This window comes from Amycolatopsis sp. NBC_01488, from assembly GCF_036227105.1.
GTDB lineage: Bacteria > Actinomycetota > Actinomycetes > Mycobacteriales > Pseudonocardiaceae > Amycolatopsis.
Map to the genome: position 1 here is coordinate 2725378 of NZ_CP109434.1, position 15158 is coordinate 2740535.

A 15158-nucleotide genomic window follows, 5' to 3' on the forward strand; every position below is an offset into this window, starting at 1 on the left:
ATTCGCCCGCCGGCTGGTAACCGACGCGGGCGTAGACGTTCCCGATCCCCAGGTCACCGGGGGGTGAGGAACGCCGTGTGCGCACCGGCTTCGTGCGCTTCGCGGGTGAGCCGCGCGGTGAGCGCCGCGGCGATACCACGCCCGCGGTACGGCTCGAGCATGGCGATGCCGGCGACCTCGGTGGTGCCGTCGATGATTTCGAGCGCGAGGCCGCCGCCGACCACGGCCCCGGTGGCGACGTCCTCCGCCAGGAGGTGCCGCGTCTGGGTCGCGGACTTCAGTCGCTCGACCTCTTCGTCGCCGATCTCCGCGGGTTCGCCGAACGCCGTGTTCTGCGCCGACCGCATGCGCCGGATGTCCTCGCCGGACTCCGGTGCGCGCAGGCGGATCCCCGCCGGCGCGGGCCGGTCGACGAACCCGGCCGGCGTGCAGGTCATCAACGGCACCCGGCGTTCGAGCCCGTACCCCGCCGCGACCAGCAGGTTCTCCAGGTCGGGAGCGGCGTCGGTGAAGTACTCGAGCCGCGGGAGCAGGCCCCGCCGCCGGTACGCCTCGGTCAGCGCGTCGATCTCGGCCGCCGTCGGCCGCGCGCCGTCGTCCGGGATCGCGTAGTTGAGCATCGGGTGCGCCGTGCCGGGCGAGTAGGTGGCCAGGAACGGGCCGACCCGCTCGGTTTCGCGGCCGCGCGGCGCCGTCTTGCGGACGCAGGCCTGGATGGCAGACATTCGAGCCTTTCGAAAGCACGTCAAGGAACCGCGGCCCGGGATGGGCAGGCGGAACGCTGGGCGTCGGGCCTAGCGGAGGCCGACGCCGGAGGCGGCGTCAGTCATCGGCGGTCAGTCCTTGACTCGAAGGGGCTCTTCCCGCCCAGCTTGGCATGGCGGGCAAGCGGTTATTGGCGCTCCTGGTGCGCGATCGCCGCGTAGCGCGTGTCCCAGACCGAGCGCGGGACCCGCATCCGGAGCGCTGGTGCCTCGCAGATCGTCCGGCGTTGCACCGGGATGACGACCGGGGCCGGCGACGGTGGCAGGTCGAGCGAACGCCAGCCGCGCCGGCTCAACGCCGCGCCGAGTGTCGCGCCCGCGGTGTTGAGCAGGACGTCGTCGGTCGAGGTCACCCGGCCGGTGTGGATCAGATATTGCGTACCTTCCACCAGCACGGACGCGATCAACGCCGCCAGCGCGACCCGCAGCAGCGTGCGCAGGCGGCGCATGCGCAACGGGAGCAGGGCACCGAGCGGGCTGAGCAGCAGGACGTTGCCGATCACCTGCCAGAGTGAGCCGTCGTCGGCGAAGGCCGCCGTGATGTCGGCGCCGGGAACGAGGTCGAGCGTGCTCTCGCCGGAGTCGCCGACAGGCATCGTGACCAGGCAAAGCACCAGAAAGGCGATGAGCAGGACGGCGCTGTCGACACCGGCCGTCGCGGTCGCGTAGCGAGCGGGGAGCCGTCGGCGGCGCCGGGCCGCGAGCAGTGGCCAGCCGAGCAGCGCGTACGGCAGCGCGATGGCCGAAATCGGAATCATCCCCCAGAAGGCGCGCAGCAGGGCTTCCATGCGCTTCCTCTCTCGAACCCCTCAAGAACCTTCGATGCGCGTGCCCTCCCAAGATCACCTTCGCATCGCAAGATCAACTCGGCAGTCCGAGCAGGCCGCACTATTCGGTGATCTTTCCGGTGGCGGCGTTTGTCTTTCCGTGGTTCGGTCGGGAGGCGCACTGTCCACAGTGGAGCATGTGGACAACCCTGTGGAAGAAATCGGAGAGTTTGTGAGGAACTCTTACTTCACAACGCAAACCCGGGAACCGGGCCTGTGTACTACTCGGCGAGCTTGCGGGCCTGCTCGAGGAGGTTCTGCAGGTGCAGGCCGCGCCGGACGTCGCACGGGTGCCTCGTGGTGCCGCTGGCGATCATCGCCGCGAAGTCGTCCAGGAGCGCGGTGTAGGACTCCTGCGCGGAGCCCGGTTTGCGCCCGAGCGTCCGGTAGCCGTGCTGCCCCCAGACGGCAACCTCGACCACGGTCGGCTGCACCGGCAGCCGCAGCGAGAGCGTCGCGGTGCTGACCACGCCGTTTTCGTGCGCGAGCATCAGGTGCCAGAGGTCGCCGGGGCTCTGCCGGGCCGCGACGACCTCGGTGATCGGGCCGAGCGCGGCGTCCAGCATGTCGAGCGCGTGCGGGCCGATGTCGAACAGCGCGCCGCCGTCGTCCTGGCGCCACTCCGAGGCCGCGTACTGGCCGCCGAGCAGGGCGCCGGACAGCCACCGCGCGCCGCCTCCGGCCCAGCCGCCCGCCTGGGCGAGCCCGGCGAGCCACTCCTGGGTCTGCGCCGAGTACCGCAGCGTCAGCACGACGAGCGCGGCGACGTCGGCGTCCGCGACGGCGTCGGCCAGCCGCCGCGCACCGGCGAGGTCGGCGGCGATCGGCTTCTCCAGGATCAGGTGCTTGCCGGCTTCGGCGGCGCGCACGCCCAACTCGGCCTGGATCGACGGTGGAACCGCGAGCGCGACCGCGTCCACCTGCTCGAACAGCTCCTCGACGCTGCTCGCGGCGACCGCGCAGTGCGTGTCCGCAAGCGCTTGCGCGGCCTCGGGCCGCCGGGCCCAGACCGCGGTCAGCGCCGTGCCCGGGTGATCCGCCAGGCCGGGCGCGTGGATGGTCGTCGCCCACGGGCCGGCGCCGATCAGGCCGACCCGCAGCTGTCCGTCCGCGATGAGCTGTCCCACGGGCCGCAGTCTAGGTGTGTCGCCAGTCGCGCCGGAACCGCGTCCGCCGCTGGTTAAGGTTCTTGCATGATCGCCGCTCGCTTCGCCCGTTTCTCCGCCGTCTGTGTCCTTCTCCTGGGCGCCTCCTTCGCGGGCGCCGCGCCCGCCTCGGCGACCGGCACCGACGGGTCCTGCGCCGAGGGCGCGGGGGTGACGGTGGTCGTCGACTTCGGCGACCTGGGCCCGCAGCCGCTCGTCCGCTGCGCGCCCGGCACGCCCGCGAACGGCATCGCGGCCCTGCAGGAGGCCGGGATCGACGTCGCCGGCTCGCAGAAGTACGGCCTGGCCGTGGCCTGCCGGATCGACGGCAAGCCCGGGCCGGACGTCGAGTCGTGCGCGGGGATGCCGTCGGCGACGGCGTACTGGAGCTACTGGCACGCGTCGGCGGGCGGGGCCTGGGTGCCGAGCCAGGAGGGCGCGCAGACGTCGAAGCCGGCGCCGAACGGTTTCGAGGGCTGGGCGTTCGCGCGGCCGAAGTCGGCGAACGACCTGCCGACCCCGCCTCGCGTCGCCCCGGTGCGGCAGACTGCTGCTCCGGCGCCCGCTCCGGCGAGCGAAGGCAGTTCGTTCCCGTGGGGCCTGGTCATCGGGGCCGTCGTGATCGTGCTGGTCGGCTGCGCGGGCGTGGTCGTCGCGATGCGCCGCCGGCGTGCGCAGTAGGGCGCTGCACCCCGGCGCCTGGTGGGTCTGGGCGCTCGCGCTGGCCGTCGCGGCCAGCCGGACGACGAACCCGCTGCTGCTCGGCCTGATCATCGCCGTCGCGGGGTTCGTCGTCGCGAACCGGCGGGGTGACGCGCCCTGGGCGCTGGCGTTCCGGCTGTACGCGTACGTCGGCGCGCTGATCGTCGCCTCTCGCGTGCTGTTCCGGATCCTGGTCGACGGCGGCGACGGCGGGCACGTGCTCTTCACGCTGCCGCGGATCCCGCTGGCCGCCGGGCTGTCCCTGCTCGGGCCGACGTCGGCGGAGGCGCTGCTCGGTGGGTTCTACGACGGTCTCCGGCTGGCGACGATGATCGTCTGCGTCGGTGCGGCGAACGCCCTGGCCAACCCGAAACGCCTGCTCAAGGCGGTTCCCGGCGCGCTGTACGAGGTGGGCACGGCGGTGACGGTGGCCCTGACCGTGGCACCGCAGCTCGTCGAAAGCGTCCAGCGCGTGCGACGGGCCCGGCGGCTGCGGGCCGGGCGGACGCGCGGGCCGCGGGCGGTCAAGGGCATCGTGGTGCCGGTGCTGGAGGACGCGATGGACCGCTCGCTGCGGCTGGCGGCCGCGATGGACTCCCGGGGCTACGGGCGCCGGGCGTACCTGAGCCCTGGCGTGCGGGTGCTGATCGCGTCCTGCGTCCTGTTCGGCCTGGTCGGCGTGTGCGTCGGCGTCTACGGCGTGCTCGACGGGACGTCGTCGTGGCTCGGCGTGCCGCTGCTGGCGGTGGGGCTGGCGGTGGCGGTCGCGGGGTTCGTCCTCGGCGGCCGGCGGGTGCGGCGGACGGCGTACCGGCCCGATCCGTGGCGGTGGCCGGAGACGCTCGTCGTGCTCGCGGGCGTCGGGTCGTGTGTCCTGCTGTTCGTCTCGGCGCGGGTCGATCCGGCGAACCTGTACCCCTCGTTGAGCCCGTTGCGGTGGCCGGAGGTTTCCTTGGTGCACGTGGTGTCCCTGCTCGTCGCGGTCCTGCCGGCGTTCGTGGCGCCTCGCCCGCCTTCGTCGGAGGTGGTTCGGTGATCGAGTTCTCGCGGGTCACGGTGACCTACCCGGACGCCTCGCGGCCGGTGCTTTCGGACGTCTCGCTGCAGGTCGAGGAGGGTGAGCTGTGCCTGGTCGCGGGGCCGACCGGGGCCGGCAAGTCGACGTTCCTCGGCGCGGTCAACGGGCTCGTCCCGCACTTCACCGGCGGCCTGCTGGCCGGGCGGGTGCTGGTGAACGGGCTGGACACGGCTTCTCACCCACCGCGTGAGCTGGCTTCGGTCGTCGGCGTCGTCGGGCAGGACCCGCTGGCCGGCTTCGTGACGGACACCGTCGAGGAGGAGCTGGCGTACGCGATGGAGCAGCTCGCGGTGGCGCCGGAAGTCATGCGCAAGCGCGTCGAGGAGACCCTCGACCTGCTGGGGATCGCGGAACTGCGGAACCGTCCACTTCGGACTCTGTCGGGCGGGCAGCAGCAGCGCGTCGCGATCGGCTCGGTGCTGACGGCGCACCCCGCGGTGGTCGTGCTCGACGAGCCGACGTCCGCACTCGACCCGACGGCGGCCGAGGACGTGCTGGCGGCGATCACCCGGCTGGTGCACGACCTCGGGACGACGGTGGTCGTCGCGGAGCACCGGATGGAGCGGGTAGCGCAGTACGCGGACCGGCTGCTGTACCTGCCGGGCGACGGTTCGGTGCGGTCCGGGCCGCCCGCCGAGATCCTGGCGACGTCGTCGATCGCCCCGCCGATCGCCGAGCTGGGGCGGCTGGCGGGATGGTCGCCGCTGCCGTTGTCGGTGCGGGACGCGCGGCGGGTCGCGGGGCCGCTGCGCTCGCGCCTCCAGAAATTGTCGGTGGTGGGTTCTACTCTCTCGGTGACCGGTCAAGCACTGGACGTGAGAGGGGTGGTGGTCCGATACGGAGATGTCCTGGCGGTGCGCGGGGTGGACCTGCGCGTCGGGCAGGGGGAAGTGGTCGCGCTGATGGGACGCAACGGCTCCGGCAAGTCGTCGCTTCTCTGGGCGGTGCAGGGCAGCGGCCCGAGGTCGGCGGGGAAGGTCGACGTCGGAGGCGCGGACCCCGCGTCGCTCAAGCCACGAGTGGCCCGTCAGCGCGTCGGGCTGGTCCCGCAGACCCCGGCCGACCTGCTGTACCTCGATTCGGTCGACGCCGAGTGCGCACAGGCCGACACCGAATCGGAGGTCGCGGCGGGCACGGCCCGGGCGCTGCTGGACCGGCTGGCCCCCGGGATCGCCGGTGAAGCGCACCCCGGCGACCTGTCCGAAGGGCAGCGACTGGCGTTGGTGCTGGCGGTCCAGCTGGCGTCGGCCCCGCCGGTCGTGCTCTTGGACGAGCCCACCCGCGGCCTGGACTACCACGCGAAACGGCGCTTCGCGGCGACCCTGCGAGAGCTGGCCTCGCAGGGCCACGCGGTGCTGCTGGCCACCCACGACGTCGAGTTCGTGGCAACGGTGGCCCACCGCGTGGTGGTCATGGCCGAGGGCGAGATCGTCGCGGACGGCCCGACCAAGGAGGTGATCGTCGCCTCCCCGGCGTTCGCGCCCCAGGTGGCGAAGATCCTGGCGCCCGAGCGGTGGTTGACGGTGGACGAGGTCGCCGAGGCGTTGGCATGAGGACGAAGGCGGAGGGGGTGGGGGCGGGGCGGGGGACACCGACTGCGGAGGTGCGGGCGGGTGCCTGGTGCCTCGGATCGCTCAGCGGCCGCCTCGGCCTGCCACGCGGGCTCGCCGGCCGAGGTGCCTGGCGAGCGCGGCTTGGGAGATGGTGGCGTGACCGGCTTCGTCGGCCTGCCACGCGCGGCCGCGGCGGCGGCATGACCGACTCTCTCGGCGCGTCGCGCTCAGCTTGGGAGGTGGTGGCGTGATCGGCTTCCGTCGGCCCGTCGCGCGTGGCTTGGGTGGCGTCGTGACCGTCCTCGGCCCGCCGAGCGTGGCTGGGGCGGCGGCATGACCGACTTCCTCGGCCCGTCGCGCGCTGTCCGCGTCACCCTTCAGCCCGCGCTGGTCCTCGGCACCGCGACCGTCCTCGGCCTCGCGATGTTCTGCTGGCCGCTCTTCGCGCACCCCTCGCCGACGGCAGCCGCGCACACCGTCGACGCGCCCTTCGTCTTCATGGCGACGTTGCCGGTGCTGATCCTCGTCGTCCTCGCCGAGATCTCCCGCGGGGGCATCGACGCCAAAGCGCTCGCCCTCCTCGGGGTGCTCTCGGCAGTCAATGCCGGACTGCGGCCGCTCGGGGCCGGGACCGGTGGGATCGAGCTGGTGTTCTTCCTGCTCGTGCTCGCCGGGCGGGTGTTCGGGCCGGGCTTCGGGTTCGTGCTCGGCTCGACGTCGCTGTTCACGAGCGCGCTGCTCACCGCCGGCGTCGGGCCGTGGCTGCCGTTCCAGATGCTCGCGTCCTCGCTCATCGGGCTCGGTGCCGGGCTGCTGCCGCGGAAACCGCGGGGGAAGGCGGAGATCGTCCTGCTCGTGGCGTATGGCGTCTTCGCGGCCTACTTCTTCGGGCTCCTCATGAGCCTGTGGTCGTGGCCGTTCCTCGCCAGCGCCGACACCCAGCTCGCGTTCGTGGCCGGTGCGCCGTTGCTGGACAACCTGCACCGGTTCGCGGTGTTCACCGTCCTGACTTCGACGCTCGGCTGGGACACCGGCCGCGCGATCACGAACGCGGTCGCGATCGTCCTGCTCGGGCCGGCCGTCCTGGCGGTGCTGAGGCGCGCCGCCAGGCGGGCCGCGTTCGATGCGCCCGTGCGGTTCGACGAGACTCAGCTGTAGGAGTAGAAGCCCCGGCCGGACTTTTTGCCCAGCAGGCCCGCGTCCACCATGCGCAGCAGCAACGGCGGCGACGAGTACAGCGGCTCCTTGAACTCCGCGTACATCGAGTCCGCGATGGCCTTGATCGTGTCCAGCCCGATCAGGTCCGACAACCTGAGCGGCCCCATCGGGTGGGCGGTGCCCAGCTCCATGCCGCGGTCGATGTCCTCCGCCGACGCGAAGCCCGACTCGATCATGCGGATCGCCGAAAGGAGGTACGGCACCAGCAGCGAGTTCACGATGAACCCGGCGCGGTCCTGGGAACGGATGACCGTCTTGCCCAGCGCCGTGGTCGCGTGCTCCTCCGCGCGGCGGGCCGTCTCCTCGCTGGTCAGCAGCGAGGGCACCAGCTCCACCAGCGGCAGCACCGGCACCGGGTTGAAGAAGTGGATGCCGACCACCTGCTGCGGCCGGCTCGTCGCCATGCCCAGCTTCATGATCGGGATCGACGACGTGTTGGACGCGAACAGCGCGTCCTCCGCCTCGACGATCTTGTCGAGCTGGCGGAAGACGTCGACCTTCGCCTGCTCCTGCTCGAGGATCGCCTCGACGACCAGTTCGCGGTCGGCGAACTCGGCGATGTCCGTCGTGAAGCGGAGACGGCTCAGCGCCGCGTCGGCGTCCTCCGGGGAGAGCTTGCCGTTCTTGACGCCGCGTTGCAGCGACTTCTCGATCCGGGCCTTGCCCGCGTCGAGCGCCGGCTGGTTCACCTCGGTGACCACGACGTCCAATCCGGACCGCGCGTGCACCTCGGCGATGCCGGACCCCATGAGGCCCGCCCCGACGACTCCAACCCGACTTACCACCGGCTCACTCCTTCATCCGCTTCGCAGACCCGCGCTCTTGACACGATTGTGGGCAGCACGCAGCACGCGAGGGCGGTCGCCGGATGTGTCCCGGCTACGCCCTCGCGCGGTTACGCGTGCTCAACGACGGTACTCGTCGTACCCGTCGTCGTACGGGTCTTGATCATCGCTGTCGGACTCCTCGTGGTGGACACTGGAGGAGTTACTCGACAGCTCGCGCTGCAAAGCATCGAAGTCGGTCTCGTGCGAGCTGTACTTGAGCTCGCGCGCCACCTTCGTCTGCTTGGCCTTAGCCCGGCCGCGCCCCATGGCTCGACCCCCTCGCACAGGGGCGGGGCGGCCGGGGGAATCGGCGGCCCCGCATCGTCTCGACAATTCTTTCCTGCTCACACCGTACCGTGTCCGGGGGGTTCGATGCGACGTGGCACGGTGTGCCGGTGGTGACAGTGTCCGCCGGACACCGGTTACCGGCCGGTCGGTGGCGATCGGTGCAGGTAGGCGTGCCACGATCTACTCGTGCTCCGTCCCTTCGTGGCCTACTTGCGGGTGTACGAACCCCTGCTCGCCCTGGGCGACCCGCCGGACGAACGGCTGCGTGCGGCCGTCGCGGCGGCCAAGCTCCGGCCGACGGACGCGGGCGCGCGCGAGCAGGCCATGTGGCTCAAGTCACAGGTTGCCGCGCCACGGCGGCTGCTGCCCGCCGAGCTCGCCGACGGACGTCCCGCGCCGAGCCTGCAGACCGACGTCCTGGTGCTCGCCGCCGAAGACGTGCCGGACGGCAAGGGCGAGCACGGGCCGTTCGTCTGCCCGCTCGAACTGCGGGCCCGGTCGGCCGCCGCGCTGGTCACCTTCCTCGGCGACGCGCACCCGGCGCTGAAGAACGTCGTCCTCGACGAGGGCGGCTTCACCCAGGAGTCGATCCGCGCGCGGACGAAGTCGGCGATGGCCGACCTGAGCACGTCGGCGTCGCACACGCTGTCGACGACCTGGACCGTCCCGCTGCCGTGGTTCGTGCTGATCGACCCGGACGAGCGTCGGCTGGTGCTCGGCAGCGGCCGCGACGACCCGAAGCGCGAGCTCTCGTGGCGCACCACCCTCGCCGACGCGCAGCACCGGGCCCGCGAGGCCGGCGAGCTGCTGGAGCAGACGTTCGGGGATTCGGGCCCGGGACGCGTGCTGTTCGAGACGCGCCGCTGGCTGGACAACTTCCACGCGGACTCGGTGGTCGAGCTCGACTACGGCGGGCTGGTGCAGTTGTTCGCGGACCCGATCCTGGAGTCCGACAACACCGCGGACGAGGTGCACGACATCCTGGACGCCCTGCGCTCGGGCAACGTCGAGGAGCTGGCGGAGCTGTTCTCCGACCTGCGCGAGTTCTGGGGCGACCTGGCAGCGAAGGAAAGCTCGAACTAGCCGGGGCGACGCTTTCCGTCCCCGAAACTGTCGGTGCGTACCGATAGCGTGGAAAACGGGGGCTGCTCAGCCGCGCAGCTCCGGCACTCGCACTTCGCCCACCGGGCGCCCGCCGCCGAGCACCGAGCCGAGGGCCAGACCCTCGAGCCCCGCAACGTCCACGCCCAAGTACCGCAACGCCTCGACCACCAGTGGCGCGCAGGCCCGCTTGTTGCCGTCGTCGATCTTCATCGCCGCCGCGAAGCCGTCCGGGAGCGCGAACGCGTGGACGCCCTCCGCGCCGCCCTTGGACACCAGACCGTCCACGGCGGACATCAGCTCCGTGTTCTCGCGGCCCGTTCCCGCGACCAGCCACGGGTGCGCGTGCATCGCGGTCGCCACGGAATGCTCCGGTCCGGACGAGGCGAGCGCCACCCGCCCGAACGCGCGGGCCAGCCCGGTCAGGGAGAACGCGAACAGCGGCGCGCCGCAGCCGTCGACACCCGTGTGGGCGATCGGCTCGCCGGTCAGCTCGGACACCGCCGACGCGATCGCCTGCTGCAGCGGATGGTCCGGGGCCTCGTACCCCGAGGTCGGCCGGCCCGCGCGGACGCACGTCGTCAGCATCGCCGTGTGCTTGCCCGAGCAGTTCATCATCACGCGCCGCGGCTCGGCGGCGTCGCGCATGCTCGGGACGTGCAGCGGGAAGTCGGGTGGGCACGCCAGGTCGTCTTCCTGAAGTCCGGCCGCGGCGAGCAGCTCGAGGACTTGCTTCACGTGACCCGGCTCGCCGGAGTGCGACGCGCACGCCAGGGCGAGGTCTTCGCCGGTGAAGTCCAGGCCCGCGCGGAGCATCCCGACGGCCTGCAGCGGCTTGTTCGACGAGCGCGGGAAGAACGGCGAGGTGACGTCGCCGAGGGCGAGGCGGGCGTCACCTTCGGGGCCGGTGATCACGAGCGCGCCGCGGTGGACGCTTTCGACGAAACCGGATCGGACGACTTCGGCGAGGACCGGGTTCGTCACTGCTCGCCGCGCCCGCCTTCGTTCTCCAGCAGTTCGTCCACAGTGGCCGAACCCTGCTGGTAGCGCTTCGCGATCTCCGCGTTCAGCGTGTCCATCACGCCTTGGACCTCGCGCCGGAAGGAGGACACCGACAGCTCCTCGCTGGCGTAGGTGTCCAAAGCGGAGGCGAGCTTCTCGTCCGTCAAGGACTCGACGTCGGTCAGGTCGGTGTCGCCGATCAGGGCTTCGGCGTGCCGCCGGTGCTCGCCGGCGCGCGACGGTTCGAGCTGCTGGTGGCGCCCGGAACCCGCGGCCGGGCCCAGCGCGTTGTCCGCCAGGATCGTGGCCAGCTGGTCGACGATGCTCGACTCGCCGCCCGAGCTGCGCCGCGCCTGCTCGGCTCGGACGATGTCGATCCGGGCGTGCAGGAGACGGCGCAGGTAGGACAGATCCGTCTCTTCCTGCGCGGCTTCGTCGCGCCGCTCGCGCAGCACCTTCAGCGGCAGTTCACCCAGGCCGCTGAGGTACCCCGGGCCGAGCACGCGGTCGATCCGCCGCCTGCCGCCGGGCCGCACTTCGATCACAGCGCAGTTTATCCCGGTTGAGCGTGATCTCGCTGTCAGGGGCTTTCCTTCAGCCACGAAGTTGCGCTGCCGCCGCACGGCCGGGGGCGGGCTGCTCGGACGGGACGGAATCCGGGTCGATCGCGGCTTGGACGAGGTTGTCCTCGGACCCGGCCAGCAGCTCGGCACCGACCGGCGTCGAGCGCTTGACCAGCGCCAACGCGATCGGCCCCAGCTCGTGGTGCTGGATCACGGTGCCGATCCGGCCGACGGTCCGGCCGTCGAGCAGCACCGGGTCGCCGGGTTCGGGCGTGACCTCGGGCGAACCGTCCAGGTGGAGCAGGACGAGGTTGCGCGGCGGGCGTCCCACGTTGTGGACCTTCGACACCGTCTCCTGGCCGCGGTAGCAGCCCTTCGCGACGTGCGCGGCCGAGCCGACCCAGCCCACCTCGTGCGGAATCGTGCGGTCGTCGGTGTCGATGCCCAGCCGCGGCCGCAGCGACTCGACGCGCAGGGCGTCGAACACCCAGCTGCCGGCCGCGCGGGCGCCCGCGTCGGTGAGCCGCTTCCACCAGTCCAGCAGCGCGGCCCGCGGCACCGCCAGGTCGACGCTGTTCCGGCCCGGCCACGGCATCCGCCGCGCGAAGCCGCCACCCGGGAGCGCCGAGACCGCGTACGGCTCCGGGCCGACCTCGGCACCGGCCGCGCTCAGCACGCGTTCGGCGTCCGGGCCGAGCACGGTGAGCAACGCGAGCTCGCCGGTCGCGTCGCGGATGTCCACCTTGGACCAGAACTTCATGGCTTCGAGGTACTCGCGCAGCGTCTGGGGGCCGCCCTTGGGGAGCGCGCTGGTCACGCTCGTGCCGGGGTCGGTGTCGAGGTACACGGTGCCGTCGAGGTGCGCGAGCACCATGTGCGTCTCGACGCGGCCCTGGCTGTCCAGCACCAGCGCTTCGGTGCCTGAACCTTCGGCCAGCTCGGTCACGTGCTGCGAGATCACCAGGTGCAGCCACGACAACCGCTCTTCGCCGGTGACGGCGAGGAACTCGCGGTGCGAGCGGTCGATCACGACCACCCCGCGCGCGGCCGTGCGCTGCTCCGCGAAGGGGTCTCCCCAATGCCAAGAGATACCGGCTTCGGCATGATCGTCGGGGGCGGGGATCGATCCGGGCACGTCCAGCAGTGGCGAGCGGTACGGCATACCGCCCAGCCTAGGTGAGTGCCAATCCGGCCAAAAGTAGGCCGACACCCACGTGCGGTACGCAACCGTTATCGCAAAGCCGTTCGGCCGTGGCTGTGGTCGGATTGGCACCGGCCGGCGCAGTACCGTGTCGGCATGCGCGTGCTCGTCTTCCTCGACGGAACCCCGGCCGACCCCGACACCGCCCAGATCAAGGTCGACGACCTCGGCCTGCTACGCGGCGACGGCGTCTTCGAGACGATCCTGGTCGTCGACGGCAGGCCCCGCGAACTGCGCCCGCACCTCCAGCGGCTGGCCCGCTCGGCGGCGATGCTCGACCTCCCCGAGCCCGACCTCGCCGCGTGGGAGAGCGTCGTCACGCAGGTGCTCGAGCGGTGGACCGGCAGCCGCGAAATGACGCTGAAACTCGTGTACACCAGGGGTTCCGACGGTGATCCGGCCGCCGCGCCGACCGGGTTCGCGCTCGGCTCGGAGGTTCCGCCGTCGATCTTGAAGGCACGCGCCGAAGGCGTCGCCGCGATCACCCTCGACCGCGGTTTCCCGCCGGACCTCGCCGAGCGCGCGCCCTGGCTGCTGCTCGGCGCGAAGCCGTTGTCGTACGCGGTGAACATGGCCGCGGTGCGCGAGGCCAGGCGCCGCGGTGCCGAAGATGTGATTTTCACCGCCGCCGACGGTTCGGTCTTCGAAGGGCCGACGTCGACCGTGGTGCTCGCCAAGGGCCGCACGCTCTACACACCGCCGTCGAGCATCGGCATCCTCCCCGGCACGACGCAGGCCGCGCTGTTCCGCGGCGCGGAGAAGGCCGGCTGGGTGGTCAAGGTGGAGCCGCTGACCGTGCGTGACCTCGTCGAGGGTGACGGCGTCTTCATGGCGTCGAGCGTGCGCAAGCTGACCCGGGTGCACACGCTGGACGGCGAACGGCTGCCCGACTCCTCGGCGGCGTACGCCGAGCTCGTGGCCGCCTACGAGGCCGAGTACGCCTGACCGAGGCTGATCCGGACGACGGCGGGAGCGACCTCTTCGGCGCGGTAGGCGGCGATCTTGTGGTGGCCGTCGATGATCAGCTCGCGGTCGCCGTCGGCCAGCACGACCGCGACCGGGCGGTGGCCGGTGCGGATGGCGGTCCGGTAGTAACCGACGCGGGCCTCGTCGGACGGCGGCCAGACGTCGGTCGGGGTGAGCAGCTGGTCGTCGGGAAGCCGTTCCGGGCCGGTGACGTGGTAGTCGCCGTCGACGAGCAGGTCGAGGACCGGGCCGAGCGTGGTGGCGAGCGGGCGGCGCAGCTGACCGGTGGCCAGGGCGATGCGCAGCGACTGCGGCAGCTCCGCCCGCGCCCGCGTGTTCACGTCGAGGAAACCCGTGCCACCGCTGATCGTCACCTGTTCCACGCCTATCAGGACGGGTGACGGCGCGACATGGTTCCAGCTCTCACGCGGACGGGTGCACCGGGTGATCGGGGTCTCACCCGCGTGGCGGTACGCCTTGGTCAGGACGGCCGGAACCGGATACGGGTACCCGGCCGGGCCTGCGCGAGCGCGCTCAGCGCGGCCGGCCGCACGACGGCCGCGACGGGGTACCCGCCCGTGGTCGGGTGGTCGGCGAGGAACACCACCGGCAGCCCGTTGGGCGGCACCTGGATCGCGCCGGTGAGGACGCCTTCGCTGGGCAGTTCGCCGTCGATCGAGCGGCGCAACGGGGTCCCGTCCAGGCGCAGGCCGACGCGGTTGGACTCCGCCGTGACCGTCCACCACGCCGACAGACCGCGGGCCGGGTCGTCGAGCCAGTCGTCGCGGGGGCCGAGCGTCACCGGGACGACCAGGTTCGCCGGCGCCGCCGCCGGGACGACGACGTCCGCGCCCGCCGGGATCCCGGCCGGGGCGCCGAGCGGCAGCACGTCACCGGCTTCCAGTGGCGCGGGGCCGATGCCGGACAGGACGTCGCGCGAGCGGCTGCCCAGCACTTCTTCGACGGCGATCCCGCCGGAGACCGCGAGATAGCAGCGCAGGCCGGTCGTGGGCGTGCCGACCGACAAAGTCTGGCCGGCTCGCACCACCACCGGCACGTGGGAGCCGAACGGACGGCCGTCGACGGCCACCGGGACCGCCGGGCCGGTGACCGCCACCGTCGCCGAGGCCGTGAGCCGCACCTCGATGCCGCCCAGCAGGGCTTCGATGCCGGCGGCCGGCGGAGTGTTGCCGACCAGCCGGTTCGCCAGCCGCAGTGACACGGTGTCCAGCGCGCCGGACGGCGCCACGCCGAGGTGCGCGTAGCCGGGCCGCCCCAGGTCCTCGACCAGCGCGTACCGCCCGGGGTCGAGGACCTCGAGCGACCTCATCGGACGGCCCGGAAGCGGACGCGGTCGCCCGGCGCGAACAGCGCGGGCGGGTCGGCGTGCGGGTCGAACAGCGTCGCCGACGTGTGCCCGAGCAGCCGCCACCCACCCGGCGACTCGCGCGGGTAGACGCCGGTGAACTCGCCCGCCAGCCCCACCGACCCGGCCGGGACGCGGGTCCGCGGCGACTCCAGCCGCGGCTGCCGCAACGGCGCCGGGAGCCCGGTCAGGTAGCCGAATCCGGGCGCGAACCCGGTGAACGCGACGGTGTACGCGGCCTCGGTGTGCAGTTCGACGACGGCGTCCGTGGACAGCCCGGCGTCGTCGGCGATCAGGGAAAGGTCCTCGCCGTCGTAGCGGACGTCGAGCGTGACCTCGCGCGGCTCGCCGGCGGGCGGGTGCGTCAGATCGGCGTCGGCGAGCAGGGCTTTCACGTCGGCGACCCCGCCGACGACCAGGAGGCTCCGAGCGCCGGGCACCAGCTCGACGACGCCGGGCGGGCGGGCGGCGGACACGGTGGCGTGGGCCGCCCGCATCTGGTCGAGGGAGTCGCAGTCCAGCAGAGCGGCGTCCTCGCCACACCGCCGCCAGCGCAC

Annotated in this window: 17 protein-coding genes; 6 read left to right on the forward strand and 11 right to left on the reverse strand. The window is 72.5% G+C overall.

All coding sequences use genetic code 11. The features are described 5' to 3' along the window. Window positions 1-53 precede the first annotated feature (53 nt). The 3 genes from OG738_RS13140 to OG738_RS13150 form a co-directional block, all read right to left on the reverse strand. Complete coding sequence (locus OG738_RS13140) at window positions 54-725, reverse strand: GNAT family N-acetyltransferase (protein WP_329053967.1); 672 nt, start codon at window positions 723-725, stop codon at window positions 54-56. A gap of 167 nt (window positions 726-892) precedes the next feature. Continuing rightward, entirely contained in the window at window positions 893-1552 is a 660-nt protein-coding gene (locus OG738_RS13145) for a VanZ family protein (protein ID WP_329053968.1), read from the reverse strand. Between the two features lie 260 nt (window positions 1553-1812). Next, the gene (locus OG738_RS13150; protein ID WP_329053969.1) at window positions 1813-2718 is read right to left on the reverse strand and encodes a Gfo/Idh/MocA family protein; all 906 of its coding nucleotides are present in this window, start codon (window positions 2716-2718) and stop codon (window positions 1813-1815) included. A gap of 66 nt (window positions 2719-2784) precedes the next feature. Here OG738_RS13150 and OG738_RS13155 point away from each other — a divergent pair, with 66 nt between their 5' ends. From OG738_RS13155 to OG738_RS13170, 4 genes are all read left to right on the forward strand, one after another. Beyond that, on the forward strand, window positions 2785-3417 hold the full coding sequence (locus OG738_RS13155) for a hypothetical protein (protein WP_329053970.1): 633 nt from the start codon (window positions 2785-2787) through the stop codon (window positions 3415-3417). Further along, entirely contained in the window at window positions 3407-4474 is a 1068-nt protein-coding gene (locus OG738_RS13160) for a CbiQ family ECF transporter T component (RefSeq protein WP_329053971.1), read from the forward strand. Before OG738_RS13155 ends, OG738_RS13160 begins: the two co-directional genes overlap by 11 nt. Beyond that, window positions 4471-6069 carry an ABC transporter ATP-binding protein gene (locus OG738_RS13165; protein ID WP_329053972.1) on the forward strand — a complete coding sequence of 533 codons (1599 nt, stop codon included), beginning with the start codon at window positions 4471-4473 and terminating at the stop codon, window positions 6067-6069. The genes OG738_RS13160 and OG738_RS13165 overlap by 4 nt, the downstream gene beginning before the upstream one ends. A gap of 333 nt (window positions 6070-6402) precedes the next feature. Next, a complete protein-coding gene (locus tag OG738_RS13170) occupies window positions 6403-7227 on the forward strand; it encodes an ECF transporter S component (protein WP_329053974.1) in 825 nt (274 codons plus the stop codon). On the opposite strand, the gene OG738_RS13175 is transcribed toward OG738_RS13170, so the two are convergent. Next, window positions 7218-8072 carry a 3-hydroxybutyryl-CoA dehydrogenase gene (locus OG738_RS13175; RefSeq protein WP_329053975.1) on the reverse strand — a complete coding sequence of 285 codons (855 nt, stop codon included), beginning with the start codon at window positions 8070-8072 and terminating at the stop codon, window positions 7218-7220. The genes OG738_RS13170 and OG738_RS13175 overlap by 10 nt on opposite strands. 120 nt (window positions 8073-8192) lie before the next feature. After that, complete coding sequence (locus OG738_RS13180) at window positions 8193-8381, reverse strand: DUF3073 domain-containing protein (RefSeq protein ID WP_329053976.1); 189 nt, start codon at window positions 8379-8381, stop codon at window positions 8193-8195. Between the two features lie 207 nt (window positions 8382-8588). Here OG738_RS13180 and OG738_RS13185 point away from each other — a divergent pair, with 207 nt between their 5' ends. After that, window positions 8589-9485, forward strand: a complete 897-nt coding sequence (locus OG738_RS13185; protein ID WP_329053977.1) for a hypothetical protein — start codon at window positions 8589-8591, stop codon at window positions 9483-9485. A 66-nt stretch (window positions 9486-9551) separates the two neighbouring features. On the opposite strand, the gene OG738_RS13190 is transcribed toward OG738_RS13185, so the two are convergent. Genes OG738_RS13190 through ygfZ form a run of 3 tightly spaced genes read right to left on the reverse strand, consistent with a single transcriptional unit; the run spans window position 9552 to window position 12230 of the window. Continuing rightward, window positions 9552-10487: an asparaginase gene (locus OG738_RS13190; RefSeq protein ID WP_329053978.1), complete on the reverse strand. Its 936-nt coding sequence runs from the start codon at window positions 10485-10487 to the stop codon at window positions 9552-9554. Next, the gene (locus OG738_RS13195; RefSeq protein WP_329053979.1) at window positions 10484-11050 is read right to left on the reverse strand and encodes an RsiG family protein; all 567 of its coding nucleotides are present in this window, start codon (window positions 11048-11050) and stop codon (window positions 10484-10486) included. Before OG738_RS13195 ends, OG738_RS13190 begins: the two co-directional genes overlap by 4 nt. A gap of 49 nt (window positions 11051-11099) precedes the next feature. After that, the gene (ygfZ, locus tag OG738_RS13200) at window positions 11100-12230 is read right to left on the reverse strand and encodes a CAF17-like 4Fe-4S cluster assembly/insertion protein YgfZ (RefSeq protein ID WP_329053980.1); all 1131 of its coding nucleotides are present in this window, start codon (window positions 12228-12230) and stop codon (window positions 11100-11102) included. 135 nt (window positions 12231-12365) lie between these two features. On the opposite strand from ygfZ, the gene OG738_RS13205 reads away from it, so the two are divergent. Next, complete coding sequence (locus OG738_RS13205; RefSeq protein ID WP_329053981.1) at window positions 12366-13214, forward strand: aminodeoxychorismate lyase; 849 nt, start codon at window positions 12366-12368, stop codon at window positions 13212-13214. Here OG738_RS13205 and OG738_RS13210 read toward each other — a convergent pair. The 3 genes from OG738_RS13210 to OG738_RS13220 all read right to left on the reverse strand — a co-directional run bounded on the left by OG738_RS13210 (window position 13193) and on the right by OG738_RS13220 (window position 15158). Then, entirely contained in the window at window positions 13193-13618 is a 426-nt protein-coding gene (locus tag OG738_RS13210; RefSeq protein WP_329053982.1) for a hypothetical protein, read from the reverse strand. The genes OG738_RS13205 and OG738_RS13210 overlap by 22 nt on opposite strands. Before the next feature lie 98 nt (window positions 13619-13716). Then, window positions 13717-14565, reverse strand: a complete 849-nt coding sequence (locus OG738_RS13215) for a biotin-dependent carboxyltransferase family protein (RefSeq protein WP_329053983.1) — start codon at window positions 14563-14565, stop codon at window positions 13717-13719. Next, window positions 14562-15158, reverse strand: coding sequence for a 5-oxoprolinase subunit B family protein (locus OG738_RS13220; protein ID WP_329053984.1), 597 nt, complete (start codon window positions 15156-15158; stop codon window positions 14562-14564). The genes OG738_RS13215 and OG738_RS13220 overlap by 4 nt, the downstream gene beginning before the upstream one ends.

Bases quoted from the DNA above. Each gene is read 5' to 3' on its own strand.
- OG738_RS13140 (WP_329053967.1), bottom strand. From the start codon at position 725: ATGTCTGCCATCCAGGCCTGCGTCCGCAAGACGGCGCCGCGCGGCCGC.
- OG738_RS13145 (WP_329053968.1), bottom strand. From the start codon at position 1,552: ATGGAAGCCCTGCTGCGCGCCTTCTGGGGGATGATTCCGATTTCGGCC.
- OG738_RS13155 (WP_329053970.1), top strand. From the start codon at position 2,785: ATGATCGCCGCTCGCTTCGCCCGTTTCTCCGCCGTCTGTGTCCTTCTC.
- OG738_RS13170 (WP_329053974.1), top strand. From the start codon at position 6,403: ATGACCGACTTCCTCGGCCCGTCGCGCGCTGTCCGCGTCACCCTTCAG.
- OG738_RS13180 (WP_329053976.1), bottom strand. From the start codon at position 8,381: ATGGGGCGCGGCCGGGCTAAGGCCAAGCAGACGAAGGTGGCGCGCGAG.
- ygfZ (WP_329053980.1), bottom strand. From the start codon at position 12,230: ATGCCGTACCGCTCGCCACTGCTGGACGTGCCCGGATCGATCCCCGCC.
- OG738_RS13205 (WP_329053981.1), top strand. From the start codon at position 12,366: ATGCGCGTGCTCGTCTTCCTCGACGGAACCCCGGCCGACCCCGACACC.
- OG738_RS13215 (WP_329053983.1), bottom strand. From the start codon at position 14,565: ATGAGGTCGCTCGAGGTCCTCGACCCCGGGCGGTACGCGCTGGTCGAG.